At 71.2% G+C, this 18,208-nt stretch carries 15 protein-coding genes and 1 pseudogene; 4 read left to right on the top strand and 12 right to left on the bottom strand.

The features are described from left to right. Positions 1-111 precede the first annotated feature (111 nt). From STSP_RS00465 to STSP_RS39885, 3 genes and pseudogenes are all read right to left on the bottom strand, one after another. Positions 112-540 (bottom strand): roadblock/LC7 domain-containing protein, encoded by a 429-nt coding sequence (locus STSP_RS00465; RefSeq protein WP_067270475.1) that lies wholly within the window; start codon positions 538-540, stop codon positions 112-114. Further along, positions 537-3,017: an ATP-binding protein gene (locus STSP_RS00460; protein ID WP_232789469.1), complete on the bottom strand. Its 2,481-nt coding sequence runs from the start codon at positions 3,015-3,017 to the stop codon at positions 537-539. The genes STSP_RS00465 and STSP_RS00460 overlap by 4 nt, the downstream gene beginning before the upstream one ends. Positions 3,018-3,500: 483 nt before the next feature. Then, positions 3,501-3,747, bottom strand: a pseudogene (locus tag STSP_RS39885) (hypothetical protein); the annotation flags it as partial. Positions 3,748-4,033: 286 nt separating this feature from the next. Here STSP_RS39885 and STSP_RS00455 point away from each other — a divergent pair. Beyond that, positions 4,034-4,477 (top strand): cell division protein SepF, encoded by a 444-nt coding sequence (locus STSP_RS00455; protein ID WP_067270471.1) that lies wholly within the window; start codon positions 4,034-4,036, stop codon positions 4,475-4,477. Positions 4,478-5,113: 636 nt separating this feature from the next. Here the strand turns inward: STSP_RS00455 and STSP_RS00450 are convergent. Then, positions 5,114-6,850: an MFS transporter gene (locus STSP_RS00450; protein WP_078066772.1), complete on the bottom strand. Its 1,737-nt coding sequence runs from the start codon at positions 6,848-6,850 to the stop codon at positions 5,114-5,116. A gap of 588 nt (positions 6,851-7,438) precedes the next feature. Between STSP_RS00450 and STSP_RS00445 the strand changes: the two genes are divergently transcribed. Then, positions 7,439-8,449, top strand: a complete 1,011-nt coding sequence (locus STSP_RS00445) for a phosphatase PAP2 family protein (protein ID WP_067270468.1) — start codon at positions 7,439-7,441, stop codon at positions 8,447-8,449. Positions 8,450-8,571: 122 nt separating this feature from the next. Here the strand turns inward: STSP_RS00445 and STSP_RS00440 are convergent, their stop codons facing one another. From STSP_RS00440 to STSP_RS00420, 5 genes are all read right to left on the bottom strand, one after another. Beyond that, a complete protein-coding gene (locus tag STSP_RS00440; RefSeq protein ID WP_067270465.1) occupies positions 8,572-8,787 on the bottom strand; it encodes an I78 family peptidase inhibitor in 216 nt (71 codons plus the stop codon). A gap of 313 nt (positions 8,788-9,100) precedes the next feature. Then, positions 9,101-10,138: a helix-turn-helix transcriptional regulator gene (locus tag STSP_RS00435; RefSeq protein ID WP_067270464.1), complete on the bottom strand. Its 1,038-nt coding sequence runs from the start codon at positions 10,136-10,138 to the stop codon at positions 9,101-9,103. 49 nt (positions 10,139-10,187) lie between these two features. Then, positions 10,188-11,054 carry a FixH family protein gene (locus STSP_RS00430; RefSeq protein WP_232789468.1) on the bottom strand — a complete coding sequence of 289 codons (867 nt, stop codon included), beginning with the start codon at positions 11,052-11,054 and terminating at the stop codon, positions 10,188-10,190. 49 nt (positions 11,055-11,103) lie between these two features. Next, positions 11,104-12,375, bottom strand: coding sequence for a glycosyltransferase family 4 protein (locus STSP_RS00425; RefSeq protein ID WP_067270461.1), 1,272 nt, complete (start codon positions 12,373-12,375; stop codon positions 11,104-11,106). Between the two features lie 280 nt (positions 12,376-12,655). Then, complete coding sequence (locus tag STSP_RS00420) at positions 12,656-13,264, bottom strand: LysM peptidoglycan-binding domain-containing protein (RefSeq protein ID WP_067270459.1); 609 nt, start codon at positions 13,262-13,264, stop codon at positions 12,656-12,658. Positions 13,265-13,798: 534 nt separating this feature from the next. Here STSP_RS00420 and STSP_RS00415 point away from each other — a divergent pair. Together STSP_RS00415 and STSP_RS00410 are read left to right on the top strand one after the other, a co-directional pair. Beyond that, entirely contained in the window at positions 13,799-14,578 is a 780-nt protein-coding gene (locus STSP_RS00415; protein WP_067270457.1) for a hypothetical protein, read from the top strand. 125 nt (positions 14,579-14,703) lie between these two features. Further along, positions 14,704-15,003, top strand: coding sequence for a hypothetical protein (locus STSP_RS00410; protein WP_332835341.1), 300 nt, complete (start codon positions 14,704-14,706; stop codon positions 15,001-15,003). Between the two features lie 101 nt (positions 15,004-15,104). Here the strand turns inward: STSP_RS00410 and der are convergent, their stop codons facing one another. From der to cmk, 3 genes are all read right to left on the bottom strand, one after another. Then, positions 15,105-16,577 (bottom strand): ribosome biogenesis GTPase Der, encoded by a 1,473-nt coding sequence (gene der / locus STSP_RS00405; RefSeq protein ID WP_067270451.1) that lies wholly within the window; start codon positions 16,575-16,577, stop codon positions 15,105-15,107. Between the two features lie 83 nt (positions 16,578-16,660). Further along, positions 16,661-17,359, bottom strand: a complete 699-nt coding sequence (locus STSP_RS00400) for a lysophospholipid acyltransferase family protein (protein ID WP_198547227.1) — start codon at positions 17,357-17,359, stop codon at positions 16,661-16,663. Next, the gene (cmk, locus tag STSP_RS00395; RefSeq protein ID WP_067270477.1) at positions 17,317-17,988 is read right to left on the bottom strand and encodes a (d)CMP kinase; all 672 of its coding nucleotides are present in this window, start codon (positions 17,986-17,988) and stop codon (positions 17,317-17,319) included. The genes STSP_RS00400 and cmk overlap by 43 nt, the downstream gene beginning before the upstream one ends. Between the last annotated feature and the right edge of the window lie 220 nt (positions 17,989-18,208).

Here is an 18,208-nt window from a genome sequence, read left to right as displayed (position 1 = left end):
CAGCCGGACTGGCGGCCGTGTCCTGGTCCGCCGGGCCCACGCCCGTGTCCTCGTCAGCCGGGGCGACCGTTGTCTCCTCGTGGGACGAGCCTCTGCCTGTACCTGCCCCGCTCATCGTGGCAGCGCCTGTCGTAGATCCACGATGAGCGCGGGAGTGAGCAGATCGCCGGCGCGCTCCGCCAGCACGGCCATCTCATAGCCGACCAGGCCGAGTTCACCGCTGCTGTCGGCGAGGACGCCGAGGCAGCTGCCGTCCCGGATCGCGGAGACGAGCAGAAAGCCCCGGCCCATCTCAATCATGATCAGCTTCACGCCGTCGAAGGTGTAGCGGCGCGAGGCGCTGCGGGCCAGGCTCGACAGGCCCGAGACGATCGCGGCGAGATGGTCGGCCTCGGTGCGTCCCAGGCCGTCCGAGACGGCGATCAGAAGGCCGTCGGACGAGACGGCGACGGCGTCGCGCACTCCGTCGGTGTTGCGGACGAAGTTGGCGAGCAGCCAGTTGAAGGTCTTCGAGTCGTTGTGCACGTCGACAGTGGTCACTTGTCCCGGCCCTCCCCGGCGCCGGCCTCGGCACCCTTGTCCGCCTGCTCGGCCTGCTCCGGCTCAGCAGGAGTCCTCCCCCGCTGGTCCTTCGCGTCCTTAGCGTCCTTCGGGGCCTTCCGGTCCTTCCGGTCCTGCCGCCGGGTCTTCTCCTGATCGCGCTCCTTCTCGACGCTGATCCCGCCCCGCATATGGGCGCTGCGCAGCGATGTGAGCATGCCGGAGATCTCCTCAGGGCTGCGGTCGGGCGCCGGCCCGGACGACGCCGGGCGGCTCGGCCGGGCGCTCTCGCTGACGGCGTCGGAGATGGCGCTGCGCCGCGGCCGTTTGACGAGCCCGTTACGGGTACGGGCGGCGGAGGGGCCACGCGCGGCGGAAGCCGCCGAGCCCGCCTGCTGTCCGGCTGCCGCTCGCGGCGACGGCTCCCCCGTGCCCCCGGCTGCCCCGACGGAGACGAGCTGTCCGGCGTGCTCCGCGGCGGCGGCGTCGGATCCGGCCTGCTCGGCAGCCATGGCGTCGGATCCGGCGGGCTCCGCGGCGGCAGCGGCAGCGTCGGATCCGGTGCGCTGGGCCGGCACGGCCGGCAGCGTCTCCATGGCCTCGACGGCCGCGGCCGCCCCAGCGGCGGGAGCCCGGGTGCCGGCCTCCGCGAGCAGGGTGGCGGGGATCAGTACGCGGGCGACGACGCCCTCGGCCGGGCCCTCCCCGAGACGCACCTCGATGCCGCGCTTGCGGGCGAGGGCGCCGACCACGAAGTGGCCGAGGAACCGGGTCGGTTCGGCCATGAAGCTGGCCGTGCCGGAGAGACGTACGTTCGCCTCGGCGAGCGCCTGGGTGTCCATGCCGAGACCGTGGTCGACGATGGCGATGAGATAGCCCGCGCTCGTGCTCCGCCCCTCGATCTCGACCTCGGACGTGGGAGGCGAGAAGCTGAGCGCGTTCTCGACGAGCTCGGCGAGCAGGTGGGCGACTTCGGCCACCACGGAGCCGGTGATGTGCGCGGGTTCGATCCGGCGCAGGGTCACCCGGCGGTACTCCTCGACCTCGGAGAGCGCGGCGCGCAGCACGTCGGTGACGGACAGCGGCGTGGACGACGTCCGCGGGCTGGACTCCCCGGCGAGGACGAGCAGGCTCTCGGCGTTGCGGCGCATACGGGTGGCCAGGTGGTCCAGCTCGAAGAGGTTGGCGAGCGTCGCCGGGTCGGCGTCCTCGTGCTCCAGCTTGTTGATGAAGCTGATCTGACGGCGTACCAGGTTCTGGTTGCGGCGGCCGAGGCTGACCAGCGAGTCGGTGGCGTTGCGGCGCAGCACGGCCTGCTCGGTCGCGAGGTCGAAGGCGGCGCGCTGCACGCGGTCGAAGGCCTCGGCGACCTCGCGTACCTCGGCACCCGCCCGTTCGGATACGGACAGGCCCTCGGGCGGCTCGAGCGCGTCGCCGGAGGCGGCCTGGATCCGGGCGACGGCGCCCGGCAGGCGCTCACGGGCGATGTCGCGGGCCTGCTCGGCGAGGTTGCTCAGGGGAGCGGAGACGGACCGTACGCAGTCCAGCGCCAGGGCGCCGAGCACGGCCGTGGCGGCGAGCGCGAGCAGCACGAAGAGCAGCAGGTCGCGCTGCGCGTCACCGCTGAGCTGCCGGGCCCGCTCGTCGACGTCGGCGCCGAGGGAGATCTGCACCTCGCGCAGCCCGTTGATGGTCGAGGTCATGCTGTCCCACCAGGCCATCGGCGGGACGTCGGACTCGGTGAGGTCGCCGCCGCCGCGCACCGCCACCGTCTCGTACGACAGCGCGCGCTCGGCGTCCGGAGTGCTGAGGGCCGCTGCGAGCCGCCGTTCCTGGGCGGTGGTCGCCGCGTGCGGGAAGGCGTCGAGGGCGGCGAGCCGTCCGGCCCGGATCTCCATGAAGCGGCTGTAGTCGTCGTCGCGGAAGTGTCCGGCGCGCACCGAGCCAAGCACGATGGCGCGCTCCTCGCCGGTGAACTCCTTGGCGTTGCCCAGCGTTTGAAGTGCCTGGTAGGAGGCGCGCAGCCGGGTGTCGTGGACATCCTCGAGGCCCATTCCGAGCCGGTCCAGGACGGTGATGGTGGTGGTGAAGTAGTCGAAGGTGCTCGTGACCCGGCCGGTGCCGTCGTCGGCGTTCTCGCGGATGGCGGCGAGCCCGGCGAGCCGGCCCAGCGACTCCCGCACGGACTCGGCGGCGGCGGTGTCCTTGCCGGCCAGCGCCCGCTCGAGCGCGGCGCGCGCCTCGTCGGTCGCCTTGCGCTGGGCGGGCAGCTTGGCGCGGAACTGGTGTACGCCGCCGACGTAGCCGGTGGTGAGTCCGCGCTCCTTCTGCAGTTCGTGGATGAGGCCCTGCAGGGAGATCTCCAGCCGGGCGTTCTGCGCCGTGTCCTCGGCGTTGCGGTAGTCGGAGATCTGCTGGGCCGCCATCGTGCCGAGCAACGCCAGCAGGATGGCCAGGGCGAGGACGAGGATCCTCAAGAGGCGGGTGCGGATGGTGCGGGGGGCTTTGCGGACCGGCCCGCCGCGGGCGCCGGGAACGCGCCCGCCTGCGGGAGTCGCTGTGACGTCTTCCACTGATGAAGTGCCTTACAGGGATGGTGAGTTGACGGAGAACAGAAGAGGTTCTGCGCTCGACCAACGAGACCCGTCGGCACCGGTTACCAGATCATGTGCTTGTTTTACTGCCCGGAAACACGCCCCTGAAAGCCCCCAGATGGCGTGGGCACTGCGGAGCCGCCGTATACGACGGCTGACGGGCTTCCCGCTCAGCAGTCACAGCCGCAGTCGCAGCCGTCACAGCAGTTACCGCAGCAGTCACAACAGCCGCCGGTGCCCGGCCGGCCGGCCAGCACAGCCGTGTGTGCGAAGGCCGCGGCGGTGGCGGTCTCGGTCGGTCCTGTGCGACGGAGGCGGTACGCATGCCGCGGATGGGGTCTCCCCTGCTCCTTAAGAGCTTGGGGAAGGACAGGGCCCTGCCGTCCGCCGCCATCCCATGGTCCGCTCGGCCTGAGCCTCCGTCAGGACCGCGATGAGCAGCCCGTCATAGTTCGTGACGACCCTGGCGAACTGTCCGTGGTCGCCGCGCAGCGCGAGACTGGGGGCACCTCCCAGGCCCTTAAGGCGCTGGGGGACCGCACAGATGCGCCATCCACTAGGTTTTCAGGCCCTCACCGAGACGATAGGCGCATGGCCTGACCATGCCGAACACGACGGTCCCCCCATGAGCCGTAGAGCCGAGTCGCCGCAGCCTGCCGAACGCGCCGTTCACCCGGACGCTCCGACGTCACCCAAACGCCGAGAAGAATATTATTTCACTCTCAGTCAGCAGCCTTACACAGCAAGACCCTTGGGAATCAAGGTCACCAACGGGTTTGCTGTGCACCAGAACCGTCACGAAAAGCCCGCGCGGCGACTATCCCCTTGGCGCACAGTCCGCATCATGGACGACCATAGGGGTGCGGCACACAGAAAGACCGCTGTGAGAGGAGGCGTCCATGGGATCGGTGCGCAAGGCGAGTGCCTGGCTTGGCCTCGTCGACGACAACAATGACGAGCGTTACTACGACGGCTATGACGACGACTCGGCCGAGGGCCACGAGCCCGGTGACGTCTGGGTGACCGATCCTCGCGTGAAGGTGGCGACGGAGGAGGCCGAGGAGAAGGGCCGCCGGATCGGCACGATCACGCCGGACAGCTTCCGGGACGCGCGCACCATCGGCGAGCTGTTCCGGGAGGGCGTCCCGGTCATCGTCAACCTCACGGCCATGGAGGCCGCCGACGCCAAGCGCATCGTGGACTTCGCGGCCGGGCTGATCTTCGGCCTGCGCGGCTCGATCGACCGCGTCGCGCACCGGGTCTTCCTGCTCACGCCCGCGCATACGCAGATCGTGAGCGAGGCGATGGGCCGCCCGGAGGATGGTTTCTTCAACCAGAGCTGAGGCAAGGCACGCCAGGCGTGCCTTGCCTTCGCCGCTGTGCCCGCAGCCGCGTACTCGCCCCAACCGCCAACACAGGTGGCGCACCGAAGCGGACCCGCAGCCGCCCACGTACCCGGACCGACGTCCGAGAGCCCGCAACCGGCCACCGCCCGGCAGCCGCCCACGTACCCGGACCGATCACCATCCGGGAGCCCGCAACCGGCCACCGGCCGGAAGCCGCGAGCGTGCCGAAGGGGACGCGCCGGGATGTGCGCCCGCTGGGGGTACCTCCCAGGCCCTTAAGGCACTGGGGGAGGCTGGCGCAAACTCCGGGCTCCCCGCACGACGTACGGCCAGGCGCCAGACCGAGGACGTACATCCCGGCACGTCCCCGACCCACCCACCGACAGACGGCGCACCGAAGCGAACCGGCAGACGCCCACGCGCCAACCCACCCACCGACAGACGGCGCACCGAAGCGAACGGGCAGACGCCCACGCATCAACCCACCCACCGACAGACGGCGCACCGAAGCAGACCCGCAACCGCCCACGCGCCAACCCACCCACCGACAGACGGCGCACCGAAGCAGACCCGCAGACGCCCACGCGCCAACCCACCCACCGACAGGTGGCGCACCCCAGCGAACCGCAGGCGTCACTGAAGCGCTGTACTGCGAGACGCCGCGTCACGCGGCACCGCCTGGCGGGGCCCCACCTGAGGGGTCTCCGTATGACGGGGTCCGCCCCTCCCGGACGCCGCACCACCAGCCTCCGCCGCCGGAGGCACCACCGCCGAAGGCACCACCGCCGGAGGCACCGCCACCCCCGACGCCTCCCCGCACTCCATGCCCCGCGGCAGCCGCACCGCCATCAACGCACCGAGAAGCAGCAGACCCCCGCTGACCAGCAGCGTCACATGGAGGCCGTGGACGAACGCGGTGCGGGCCGCCTCGCGCAGGGCCGGGCCCGCCGTACCGCCGAGGTGGCCGGACACCTCGTACGCCTCGCCGAGCGAGTGGCTCGCGGCGTCGCGCGCCGCGGACGGGACGCCCGGCACCGCGGAGAGCCCGGGCGCATACGCGGCGTTCATGACGCTGCCCAGCAGCGCGATCCCGATCCCCGCGCCCAGCTGGTACGACGTCTCGCCGATCGCGGCCGCCCCGCCCGCCTGCTCCTGCGGCGCCTCGCTCAGCATGGACTCGTAGGCGCCGAAAAGCGTCGTCTCCAGGCCGAAGCCGAGCAGGACGAATCCGGCGAGCAGCAGCCCGGGGTTGTCGTGGCCGCCCATCGCGGTGAGCGTGAGCACGGCCGCCGCGGTGAGGACGAAGCCGGAGCAGACCATCCTGCGCGGCCCGAAGCGGTGCAGCAGCTTCGAGCCCACAAGGCCCGCGGCCATCGCGGCGATGGTGAGCGGCAGCAGCCGCAACCCCGTCTCCAGCGGGGAGAGGCCGAGCACGAGCTGCAGATACTGCGCGGCGATCAGCTCGAGCCCGACCAGGGCGAGCATCGCCAGGACGATGCAGCCCACGGACGTCGAGAACGCGGGCCGGGCGAACATCTTCAGATCGACGAGAGGGTGCGCCCGCCGCCGCTGGCGCCGGACGAACCCGGCGAGCAGTGCGGCACCCACCAGCAACGGCAGCACGGTCAGCGGACTGATCAGCGGCTCGCCGCCGCCCGCGCGCTTCACGCCGAGTACGACACCGAAGAGGCCGGCAGCGGCCATCAGCGCGCCCACCACGTCCCACGGCCCGTTGCGGTCGCCGGTGGACTCCGGCAGCAGCCAGCGGCCGACGGGCAGGCTGACCAGCATCAGCGGGATGTTGACGAGGAAGACCGAGCCCCACCAGAAGTGCTCGAGGAGGAAGCCGCCGAGCAGCGGTCCGACGGCGGCGCCCACGGCGGCCACCGCGCTCCAGATGCCGATCGCGAGGGCTCTCTCGCGACGGTCGGGGAAGACCTGCCGGAGGATCGACAGCGTGGCCGGCATGATCATGGCGCCGCCGACGCCGAGCAGCGCGCGGGCCGCTATGAGGATCTCCGGGGTGTGGGCGAACGCCGCCACCGCGGAGGCCACACCGAACAGCGCGTACCCGAGGAGGAGGACGCGTCTGCGGCCGACGCGGTCGCCGAGCGTGCCGAAGAGGATCAGCAGCGAGGCGCAGACGAGCGGATAGATGTCGACTATCCACAGCAGTTCTATGGCACCGGGTCTGAGGTCCTCGGTCACGGCCGGGACCGCGACGTGCAGCACGGTCGCGTCGACGGCGACGAGCAGCAGACTGACGCAGAGGACGACGAGGACCAGCCAGCGGTTGGCGTCCTGCGCCCGGTGGTGATGTCGGGGGGCGCCCGCGGGACCGCGCGCAGCGGCCGTGGTCGTCCCGGACATGGCGTACCTCCCAGATGTTCCCTCGCGCTCGGCGGGCCTGCGGGGTGGGGGACGGATCCCGCAGCTTCGGCGCGGGAGGAGCGGCTCCCGGGCCCCGGCACACAACACGAGTGAGCCGCCAGAGTACGCGAGATCCCACCGATGGCACGTGGCGGACCTCTCATGGATGTACGCGACGGTGTGTGGCGTACGCCACTCCTCTCCCTGGCACCACGCCCCCGAGGGCTGCCCGGTTCCCGCGGCCGTCGATAATCGGTCACATGACGTGATCTTGTCGCGCCCTCTCGCAGGTCTCGTCCCGTGCTGTGCGCACCCCGTGACCGGCCGCCGCCCGCCCGCGGGCCCGCCCGAGGGGCCCGGACACCAGTGACCGTCGGGGAAAATCCCCACCAGCACCCGGTGAACAGAATTCAGCCCGTCATATAAGTGATGCAGCACAGGGCTTGGCGGAATTGAAGGAGAAACGCCGGGCGGGTTACCCAAATGCACTTAATAAAGCACTCGTTGAGAGCAATCCCACATCACATCGTCATCACAAAAGCGAGGATTCGACCAGGTCGGCACCTCACTCGCTGTAACGTCGATTGGGTGCGTACCGAACAAAACCTGACCCGCGTGGACCGGGTCTTCGCCCGGCTGGACCGGGAACCGGAGCGACCGGCCCATCTCGACATGCCGCAGATGAGCCGGCACCGGGTCGTGCTGTTCGGGCTGACCCTGGCGTTCTACGCCGCCATCGTGTGGGCCGTGGTGACCACGTCGTGGCTGGTCCGGTTGGACTGGCAGCTCATGTTCTTCCGCCCGTATCAGCAGTGGCCGGAGGTGCACGCCCTCCTCGACTACTACGTGGTCCTGGGCCAGCGCGGCCCGACCGCGGTCATGGTCGCGGCCTGGCTGGGCTGGCGCTCCTGGCGGCAGCACACCTTGCGGCCGATGCTGACGCTCGGCACGTCGCTGCTGCTGCTGAACGTGACCGTGGGCGCCGCCAAGCTCGGCATGGGCAGACTCGGCCCGCACTACGCGACCGAGATCGGCTCGAACGAGATGTGGCGCGGCGGCGATATATTTCCTTCAGGACACACCGCGAACGCCGTCGTGACCTGGGGCATTCTCGCCTATATGGCCTCGACGCCGCGGGCCAGGCGCTGGCTGTCGGCCCTTTCGGCCGTGATCGCCCTCGGCGTCGGCCTGACCACCGTCTATCTCGGTACGCACTGGCTGAGCGACGTCCTGCTCGGCTGGGCCGCGGGTCTGCTGATCCTGCTGGCGCTGCCCTGGTTCGAGCCGCTGATCAACAGGGCCGAGGCCTGGATCTTCGCCCTGCGGGACACCTGGCGCAGCCGTCGGGCCGGCACGATGCCGGTACCCGCCCCGGTCGGCGCCCCGACGCCGGTCACGCAGCGAGCCCAGCCGGACGAGGAGACGCCCGTACGCGATCCGGCCGCTCCCCCGCGGGTCGGCGCCCCGCGCGGCCCGGTCCACCTGGCGCCCGGACCGCACTCGGCACGGTCGGAGCGCACTCCGGTCACCCCGGTGGGCAGCCGCCGCCCCCCGCATCCCGACCGGACGGCGCGCGGCGCGAGCCCGGCCGCGCGGTGACGGGCGACTGACGGACAGCGGCGGGGTTCCGGTACGCACAGCCGCTCCCCGCACCACGAAGGCCCCGGCTCCCGCCCTTTCGGGCAGGTCCGGGGCCTTCGCCATGCCGGTGGGGGTCGGGGTCAGCCCTTCCAGCAGCGCGTCACGGTGCCGTTCGTGACCTCGAAATTGAGACGTCCCGCGCGGTACTCCATGGTGATGATCGCGCCGGGCGGCAGCGACCTGACCGTGGACCAGCCGCGCGCGCGGGCGTGCCGCTCTGCGGATTCGGCGTCGAGGCCCACGTACGACTCGGGGCTGTCCTGGGGCTCTGCGGGCGGTTGGGGAATGGGTGCCATGCACGTCACGTTAGGCGGCCCGGCGCCCCGGCGAAAGGCCGTTCAGCCTCATGCAGTCCCCCGGCCCCTCGGTTCGGCGACCGAGCGCAATCAGTCCTCTGCTGTCACTGCTGTCACACTTCTGTCACAGCATCACGACGGACGTTTCCGTGAACTCCCGTACGGCAGCGGGGAATCCGAGTTGCTCCGGCTCGCCTTCGGGCTTACTCCCGGCATAATCCCCGGGGCCCCTCGTCCCGTACGGAAATAGGCCGCCGGAAAACGGCGCGGAGGCACCGGCGGCGGCCCGTTCCTTTTCCCTGTCAGGTGCTCTTCAGGAGCATTGACCGCTCACGGGAAATACGCGTCCGCCATTCGGAACGCCGGACACTCGTCCGGTGGTGGAGCCGGTCCGTTGCAGAGCCCGGTCGAGGCGGTCGCGGACCGTCCTGATGTGGTCGGTGAGTTCGGCCGGTTCGACGACCTCGAAGTCGAAGCCCAGCATCATCACGCGGATCACCATCAGGTCGAGGCTCGCGGCCCCGGTGCGCAGCAGGCAGGTGCCCTCGCTCTCGGGCTCCAGCACCCCGGCCGACGGTGAGATCCGCAGCCTGGCCTCCTCGACCGGTACGAGCAGTCTGATGACGGCATGCGCGGCGTACGCGCGCGTGGAGACACCCTGGGAGACATAGGCGGCGAGGTCCGCGGCGGGTGGGGTGCGCGGCTCGAACCGCGGTCCGTGCGGTGGCTTGGGCGTGATGCGGTCGACACGGAACGTGCGCCAGTCGTCGCGGTCCAGGTCCCAGGCCACCAGGTACCAGAGGCGCTCGGTGCACACCAGGCGGAGCGGTTCGACGGTACGGCGTGACGCGGAGCCGCCGTGGTCGCGGTACTCGAAGCGCAGCCGCTCGGAGTCGCGGCAGACAGCGGCCAGTTCGGTGAGCAGGGAAGCGTCCACGGCGGAGGTGCCCGGGCCGCGCAGCATCGGCACGGTGAAGGCGTTCAGGGCGCCGACACGGCGGCGCAGCCGGTTCGGAAGCACCTGTTCGAGCTTGGCCAGGGCGCGTACGGAGGTCTCGCCGATGCCCTCGATGCCGTGACCGGCGGCGGTGCGCAGGCCCACCGCGACGGCCACGGCCTCGTCGTCGTCCAGGAGCAGCGGCGGCAGTTCGGCGCCCGCGCCGAGCTGGTAGCCGCCGCCGGTGCCGCGGCTCGCGTTGACGGGGTAGCCGAGTTCGCGCAGCCGGTCCACGTCCCGCCGGACCGTGCGGGGCGTGACGCCGAGGCGCTCTGCCAGGTCGGCGCCGGACCATTCGCGGTGGGTCTGCAGGAGGGAGAGCAGACGCAGCAGTCGAGCCGAGGTCTCCAGCATGCGTCCGAGTCTGCCAGCCCTTGCGGACAGCGGCCGTCCGCTGGAAGCGTCAGCTGTCCTTGCCCGGGCCGGCCGCCCGCACGTGCACCGACAGGTCGTTGTCCAGGGTGTAGTACGGGCCGGTCTCGACGGTTCCGTGCCGCGTCTCGCTGCGCACGAACGGGTAGGTGAAGATCGCCTTCTTGTCCGGCACGTCGTCCAGCAGCCGCGCGATCCGTACGCGCGGCCCGCTCTCGCCGGCCGGACGCAGCCACAGGTTCCACCGGCCGGGGCCGGCGTCGGCCAGCAGCCCGTAGTGGAGGATGACCGTGAAGTCCGCGCCGTCGACGGTGACCCGGGACCGCTGGACGCGGTGGGGCTCGGTGCGCGAGACCGCTTCGGCATAGGCGTCCGGGGTGAGGGGAGTGCCGTACACGCGGCCACGGATGTCGATCGACGCCTCGCTGATGAGGATCTCGCCCGCTTCGGCGTGCGGGGAGCGCAGCCAGCTGCGGACGGTGAGGTTGCCGTGTTTGGTCGCGTAGGGGATGCGCACGGCGATCTGTTCACCCGTGCCGTCCGGGACGCGGTCGACGAGCGAGCGCAGGTCGTTGACGCCGGGCGCCAGGCGGTGCGACTCCTCGCCCGCGTGCTGGACGTGGACGTCCCAGCGGCCCTCGGCCAGCCGGACGCTGCTGGGCAGCGCGGCTCGCAGCCGGCCGTCCGCCGCCGGGGTCAGCGGCAGCCGCACCTCCTCTGCGGGATGGCCGGAGTCCCGGCGGCGCAGCACCAGATGGGCCGGTCCCGGCGTGCCGGGGTCGCCGATGTCGAAGGTCAGTCCGCCCGCGGAGTCGGCCTGGCAGTCGGCGCGGTCCGCGGTGACGTCGTCCGCCTGGGAGTGCCGGTCCCCGGCCGGGGTTGGTGCCAGGGTGGTCATACGACGTGCCCTCTCTTCGGTGCCTCAGTGGTGGTCCTGGCCGTGCCGGTCATGCCGTGCGCCCCTTGCTCAGCGCTGCACGTCCGGCGTCCCGGACGGCGTACGCACCGCCGAGCAGCGCACCGCGGGCACGGTGCAGTGATCCGCGCATGCGTGATCCCGGGCCGGCTCCACCGCCGCGCCCGGCGAGGGCGGCGAACATCGCCTCGTATCGCTCGGCGATCCGGGCCGGGTCGAAGCGCTGCGAGTCCTCCAGCGCGGCGTGGGCCATCTGCTGCCGCAGTTCGTCGTTGTTGATCAGTTCGAGGAGGCCTTCGGCTATGGCGTCGGCGTTGCCGACCTCGACGAGCCGTCCGTCCACTCCGTTGGCGATGATCTCGCCGGGTCCGTGCGGGCAGTCCGTGGAGACCACGGGCAGGCCGCAGCGCATCGCCTCGACGATGGTCATGCCGAAGGACTCGAGGCTGGAGGTGACGGCGGCGATGGAGCCCTTGGCCCATTCCGGCTCGATGGGGTTGGCGGGACCCATCAGATAGACGTGGTTGTAGAGGCCGAGCTCGTCTATCAGGGCCCGCAGCGCCTCCTTCTGCTTGCCTCCGCCGTAGATCCGCAGGCGCCAGTCGGGCCGCTGGGCGCGGACCTTGTCGAAGGCCCTGATCAGCAGGTCGTACCGTTTGACCGGGACGAGCCGGCCGGCCGCGACGACCCATTTGTGCGAGCCGTCCGCGGGCTCTATGCCGGGCTCCGGCACGGGGTTCGGCACGGCCTGGATGTGCACTCCGGGCAGCCGCATCTTCCTGCGGTACGCCCCCGCGTCCGCCTCCGTGGTCGTCGTCAGCGCGTCGAGCCGCGGGTACACCCCGCGCAGTCGCGTGCGCAGGGCGCTCGAGTGGCTGTCGAGCGTGAGGTGTTCCTGACCCACCCGCACGGGACCGCGCCTGGTCTCCAGGGCGAGGTGCACATTGAGCCCGGGCCGGGTGCCGACCACCACATCGGACTCGAGCGTGGCGAGATGACCGGCGATGCGCCGGTCGGTGAGGGCGCTGTACTGCTCGTAACGGCCCTCCGCGCGCGGGAAGGTGCGCGCCCGACGCGCATGCTCGGGGTCGTCGCCCTCGTATCCCGGGGTGTCCTCGCGAAGGTCGACGAGGTGGCGGACGCGGACGCCCTCCGCGGGCGTGAAGACCGGCTCGTCGCGGTGGCGGAAGACGGAGACGATCTCCACGTCGTGCTGCTGGGCCAGGGCGCCCGCGAGGTTGTACGTCGTCCGGATCGTCCCTCCGATTCCGTACGCGTTGTGAATCAGGAAAGAGATATGCATACGGCCCCGTATCCCACGCTTCCTCGCGGACAGTCCCGTCTCGTCCGCCTACCGCAGGGTTAGACCCGGGGCCGAGTACGTGGGTTGGGCACCATCATCATCTTGTGCCCGAACAGTTGCGCTATCGGTAGCCGAATCGGGGAACTAATCGGCGACTTCCCGCATACGTGCTGGTGAAGTCCAACTCAACAGCAGGCCAACCCGCTTGTGACACAGCGAACGGCCCCGCCGGGCCGGAGGGCCGGGCGGGGCCACGCGCGCGTGCGTCTACGCAGAGGGCTCAGAGGTCGAGCTTCTGGCCGGGCATGATCAGGTTCGGATCGTCTCCGATGACCGCCTTGTTGGCGGCGTAGACCGCGCGCCAGGACGTGTCGTGCTGCGCGGCGATGGAGCTCAGGGTGTCGCCACGCTTGACGGTGTAGTCCCCGCGCGCGGAACCGCGGTCCGTGTGATCCGAGGAGCGGGCCGGCGCCTTCGACGGCTGCTCCGAGGGGGCTGCCTCGGTGGTGGTGTTCGACGCCGCGGGCGCGCTGCCCGTCGCCCCGGCACGCGCCGAACAGGTGGGCCAGGCACCCCATCCCTGTGCCTGCTGGACCTTCGTGGCGACAGCGATCTGCTGCGCCTTGGACGCCTTGTCGGCGGTGGCCGCGTAGGCGGTGCCGCCGTACGCGCGCCAGGTGGAGGCGGAGAACTGCAGCCCGCCGTAGTAACCGTTGCCGGTGTTGATCTGCCAGTTCCCGCCGCTCTCGCACTGGGCGATGCGGTCCCACACTCCGCTGTCCGCTGCCTGGGCGGTGCCCGTGGCGGCGGCGAGCAGTGCCAGCGGGGCGAGCAGGGCGGCCCCGGCGAGTACTGCCGTCGTGCGAGTGGACTCGGGACGTGCGGACATAGAGATCCCTCTCTGCGGACCCGGGCTCCCCCAAGGCGGTGCGGCGGCCCGGCGCATACGGCGCCGGGTTGTGCCGCTCCGCCCCGTCCGCCGGCGGCTGTACTGCGATCTGGCTGGTGCGGCCTGCGGACGTACCCGAGCGGTGCTCGATGCACACGGCGGAGGAATCTAGGCAGCCGTTCGCCCCGAGATCAACCAACTCCATGTCTTTCGAGGTCAGTTGCGCATTACCGGCGGTATCAGCGCTTTTCAGCCACCCACTTCATTCGCTGATTTCCGGATTTGTCGACCACGTCGGGCAAGAATCTGTGACTCACTTCACCGGTCCAACTCCCTTGCGACGTCGAGCAGTTGGCATGGAGTGACCGATTCCGGGCATCGCGTCACACTGTGCTTCGGATGGTTCGATTCCGTTCAGGTCCGGGCGTGACTCCGGCCACAGATCGTCCGTTGTTCCTTCATGAGCCGGGAACCGCCCGGCCCAAGCCGGGAAGCGCCCGGTGTCCGTACCAAGCGAATTCCGAGGAGCCACCCGTGCCGCGCATGCTCGACGTCAGCGACGACGTACGCGCCGAGATCGGCGACGAAGAAGCCAACCGGCTGCTCGCCGGAGAGAACGCCCCGGGCAGTTACGACTGCACGTCCTGCCGCACCCCGGGCAACTCGGAGCAGGAACGCACCAGCACCGTCCTGTTCGTCGGCGAGGAGACCGCCGTGCTCGCCTTCGCCCACGCCACCTGTCTGGCATCGCAGGTCGTGCAGGTCACCGAGGAGCAGCTGCAGGGCGCCGTACGCTCGATCACCACCGGCGACGACCCCCTCGGCACCCGCTCCGCAGCCGAGCCGGCCGTCCTGGGTGTGACCAGCGGCCTGGTCCTCATCGAGGGAGAGCTCCACCCGGCGCTGGTCGTCGAGCCGACCGGCCCCATCGCCCGGCCCGGTGCGACGGGCGGCGGTGACGACTTCCTGCCGCTGCTGATCGAGCAGGGCTTCATGCCGGTCTCCGACGTGAACACCATGCCGCCCGTGCAGCACGGCTGGTCGGTGCTGCTCGCCATGGGCCAGCTGCACGCCGTGCTCCAGCCGGGCACCGCCGGTGGCTCCCCCGTCGCCTGGTGGCAGGCGCCCCAGCCGCTCCAGGTCACGGACGGCTGGCGGGCGGCGGCCAACAAGCTCCAGCAGGTACTGGTCTTCGCGGCCCCGGTCGGCACGATCGGCCGCCAGCCCCGCGAGGACCTGATGCGTGAGGCCCTGGACCGGGCCGCGGCCACGGGCCGACTGGTCGCGGCCGCGATGCCGCTCGCGGGCACCTGACGACTCCGCCCGAACCACCCCGGTTCGCGGGCACAAGACAGTATCTGTGCGGCCAGGGAGTCGTTGGCACGTACGTGCACACTTACAACCCCTCCCGCCAGCCGTACCAGAGCACCATCCCGTCCATGCGGCCCCCGCAGGACACGACGGGCAGCCGCTCGGCCACGCCGATCTACGACACGCTGTACGCCGAGTACCGCAGGTCCTTCAGGACACTGCCGGGTGACAGGAGCGGCGAGGAGGACCTGGTGTTCACCGGTTTCGGGACGGGACAGGGCCCCGGGCGCCACGGCACCCGGGGCGCCGGCGACCACGCCGGACCGACCAGCCCGACGACCGGCGTCTGGCAAGCAGTCGGGCGGCAGCACGGCTTCGGGAGGCTCCTCCCAGCCGCGCTGCCGCCCGCTCCGCGCAGAGAGCGCTGACCTCGGCGCTCCGCTCGATTCCTGCGGCCGGTTCGGTCCGGCCGGTTCCTACCGGCCGGACCGAACCGGCTGTGTCATTTGCGCCTACTTCTTCCTGCCGCCTACTTCTTCCTGCCGCGCTTCTCCCGCACCCGCACGGAGATGTGGATCGGCGTCCCCTCGAACCCGAACTCCTCGCGCAGCCGGCGCTCCACGAAGCGCCGGTAGCCGTGCTCGATGAACCCGGAGGCGAAAAGTACGAACCGCGGCGGCTTGGTCCCGGCCTGCGTACCGAACAGGATGCGCGGCTGCTTGCCGCCGCGGATCGGGTGCGGGTGGGAGGCGACCAGCTCGCCGAGGAAGGCGTTCAGCCGGCCCGTCGGAACGCGGGTCTCCCAGCCCTCAAGAGCCGTCTCGATGGCCGGGACGAGCTTCTCCATGTGACGGCCGGTGCGCGCCGAGACGTTGACCCGCGGCGCCCAGGCGACCTGCCCGAGCTCCGTCTCGATCTCCCGCTCCAGGTAGTAGCGGCGCTCCTCGTCGAGGGTGTCCCACTTGTTGTACGCGAGGACGAGCGCGCGGCCCGCCTCGACGGCCATCGTGACGATGCGCTGGTCCTGTACAGAGATCGTCTCCGACGCGTCGATGAGGACGACGGCGACCTCGGCCTTCTCGACGGCGGCGGCGGTGCGCAGCGAGGCGTAGTAGTCGGCGCCCTGCTGGAGGTGGACGCGCTTGCGGATGCCGGCGGTGTCCACGAACTTCCAGGTCTTGCCGCCGAGTTCGATGATCTCGTCGACCGGGTCGCGGGTGGTGCCCGCGAGCTCGTTGACGACCACGCGCTCCTCGTTCGCGACCTTGTTGAGCAGCGAGGACTTGCCGACGTTCGGGCGGCCGATGAGTGCGATACGGCGGGGGCCGCCGACCGCGGTGCCGAAGGTCTGGGCCGGGGCCTCGGGCAGCGCCTCCAGGACGGCGTCCAGCATGTCGCCGGTGCCGCGGCCGTGGAGTGCGGAGACGGGGTGTGGCTCGCCGAGGCCAAGCGACCAGAGCGCCGCCGCGTCTGCCTCGCCGCTCGGCCCGTCGACCTTGTTGGCGCACAGCACGACGGGCTTGCCAGCCTTGCGCAGCAGCCGTACGACCGCCTCGTCCGTGTCCGTGGCGCCGACCGTCGAGTCGACGACGAACACGACCGCATCGGCGGCCTCGATCGCGTACTCGGCCTGGGCGGCGACGGAGGCGTCGATGCCGAGGACGTCCTGCTCCCAGCCGCCGGTGTCGACGACCTTGAAGCGGCGGCCCGCCCACTCGGCCTCGTACGTCACACGGTCACGGGTGACACCCGGCTTGTCCTCGACGACGGCCTCGCGGCGGCCGATGATGCGGTTCACCAGGGTCGACTTGCCGACGTTCGGGCGGCCGATGACGGCGAGGACCGGCAGCGGGCCGTGCCCGGCCGCCTCGATGGCGCCCTCGACATCCTCGATGTCGAAGCCCTCTTCCGCGGCGAGCTCCATGAACTCCGCGTACTCGGCGTCGCCAAGCGCCCCGTGCTCGTGCTCCGCCGAGCCCTCGGGCTGGATCTGGTCGTTCATGAAGTCCGTACCTCGTCGTTCATCGTGGTGATCGGTGGACCCCCATGGGGTTGAACCACGGTGATCCACTACTCAAGTGTCGCCTAGCGCCCGGTGAGGCGCCTGGCCTTTTCCAGGTGGGCGGTGAGCTGTCCCTGGATGCGCACGGTCGCCTCGTCGAGCGCCTTGCGCGTACGCCGTCCGCTGCCGTCGCCCGCCTCGAACGGGTCGCCGAAGACGACGTCGACCCGGCTGCGCAACGGCGGCAACCCCTTTATCAACCGCCCGCCCCGCTCGGCGCTTCCCATCACCGCGACGGGCACGATCGGCGCGCCGCTGCGCACCGCGAAGTACGCGAGTCCTGCGCGCAGCGAGGCGAAGTCGCCGTCGCCCCGGGTGCCCTCGGGGAAGATGCCGAGGACGCCGCCGTTCTCCAGGACCCCGAGGGCCTGGGCGATCGCGGTACGGTCGGCGCTCGCCCGGTCCACCTTCAGCTGGCCGATTCCGCGCAGGAACGGGTCCAGTGGACCGACGAACGCCTCCTTCTTGATCAGGAAGTGCGTGGGGCGGGGGGCTACGCCCATGACCATCGGGCCGTCGATGTTGTGGGAGTGGTTCACGGCCAGGATCGCCGGGCCGGTCGCAGGGACCTTCCAGGCGCCCAGGACGCGCGGCTTCCACAGGCCGTACATCAGGCCGACGCCGATGCGCCGCCCGACCTCGGCCCCCTGCCGGGACGGCGTCGCGCTCTCCGCCGTGGTCACTTCCCGGCCCGCTTCTCCTCGATGAGGGTGACGACGCACTCGATGACCTGCTGCAGCGTGAGGTCGGAGGTGTCCACCTCGATCGCGTCGTCGGCCTTGGCGAGCGGCGAGGTCTTGCGGCTGGAGTCGGCCGCGTCCCGCTTGATCAGCGCCGCCTTGGTGGCGGCGAGGTCGGCGGCCTCCTTGCCCTTGAGCTCGCCGTTGCGGCGGGCGGCCCGCGCCTCGGGGGAGGCGGTGAGGAAGACCTTGAGGTCCGCGTCGGGCAGCACGGTCGTGCCGATGTCGCGGCCCTCGACGACGATGCCGTTCTCGGCCGCGGCGGCGATCGAGCGCTGCAGCTCGGTGATGCGGGCGCGCACCTCCGGGACCGCGCTGACCGCGCTCACCTTGGAGGTGACCTCCTGAGTGCGGATGGGCCCGGCGACGTCGGTACCGTCGACGATGATCGTCGGCGCGGAGGGGTCGGTGCCCGAGATGATCTCCGGCTTGCCGGCCGCGGCGGCTATCGCGCCGGGGTCGGTGATGTCGATCCCGTTGTTCACCATCCACCAGGTGATCGCCCGGTACTGGGCGCCGGTGTCCAGATAGCTGAGGCCGAGCTGCGCGGCGACGGCCTTGGACGTGCTCGACTTACCCGTGCCGGAGGGGCCGTCGATAGCGACGATCACGGCCTGGGCAGTCCGGGCGGCGGTTTCCACGGCGAAGGACACCTTCCTGGTACGGGGTGGTGGGCTGGCGCGGGACACGACCGCGCCCCGCACAAGGTTACTGGCTCCGCAGACCACGTCTGGCGGGGCGCCTTGCGAGCCCTCCGGAGGCAGCCGCTGCGGGCGGTCGCGCCGCACCGCCGCTGTGGGCAGTCGTGCCGCTGGGGCGGCACGGGTGGGC

This window comes from Streptomyces jeddahensis (assembly GCF_001642995.1).
Taxonomy (GTDB): Bacteria; Actinomycetota; Actinomycetes; order Streptomycetales; family Streptomycetaceae; genus Streptomyces; species Streptomyces jeddahensis.
Note: the sequence above shows the minus strand (reverse complement) of the source record. Positions and strands in the feature narration are given on the sequence as shown.

Excerpts from the sequence above, each read along its gene's own strand:
- STSP_RS00455 (WP_067270471.1), top strand. The coding sequence starts at position 4,034 with ATGGGATCGGTGCGCAAGGCGAGTGCCTGGCTTGGCCTCGTCGACGAC.
- STSP_RS00450 (WP_078066772.1), bottom strand. The coding sequence starts at position 6,850 with ATGTCCGGGACGACCACGGCCGCTGCGCGCGGTCCCGCGGGCGCCCCC.
- STSP_RS00440 (WP_067270465.1), bottom strand. The coding sequence starts at position 8,787 with ATGGCACCCATTCCCCAACCGCCCGCAGAGCCCCAGGACAGCCCCGAG.
- STSP_RS00435 (WP_067270464.1), bottom strand. The coding sequence starts at position 10,138 with ATGCTGGAGACCTCGGCTCGACTGCTGCGTCTGCTCTCCCTCCTGCAG.
- STSP_RS00430 (WP_232789468.1), bottom strand. The coding sequence starts at position 11,054 with ATGACCACCCTGGCACCAACCCCGGCCGGGGACCGGCACTCCCAGGCG.
- STSP_RS00425 (WP_067270461.1), bottom strand. The coding sequence starts at position 12,375 with ATGCATATCTCTTTCCTGATTCACAACGCGTACGGAATCGGAGGGACG.
- STSP_RS00420 (WP_067270459.1), bottom strand. The coding sequence starts at position 13,264 with ATGTCCGCACGTCCCGAGTCCACTCGCACGACGGCAGTACTCGCCGGG.
- STSP_RS00410 (WP_332835341.1), top strand. The coding sequence starts at position 14,704 with ATGCGGCCCCCGCAGGACACGACGGGCAGCCGCTCGGCCACGCCGATC.
- der (WP_067270451.1), bottom strand. The coding sequence starts at position 16,577 with ATGAACGACCAGATCCAGCCCGAGGGCTCGGCGGAGCACGAGCACGGG.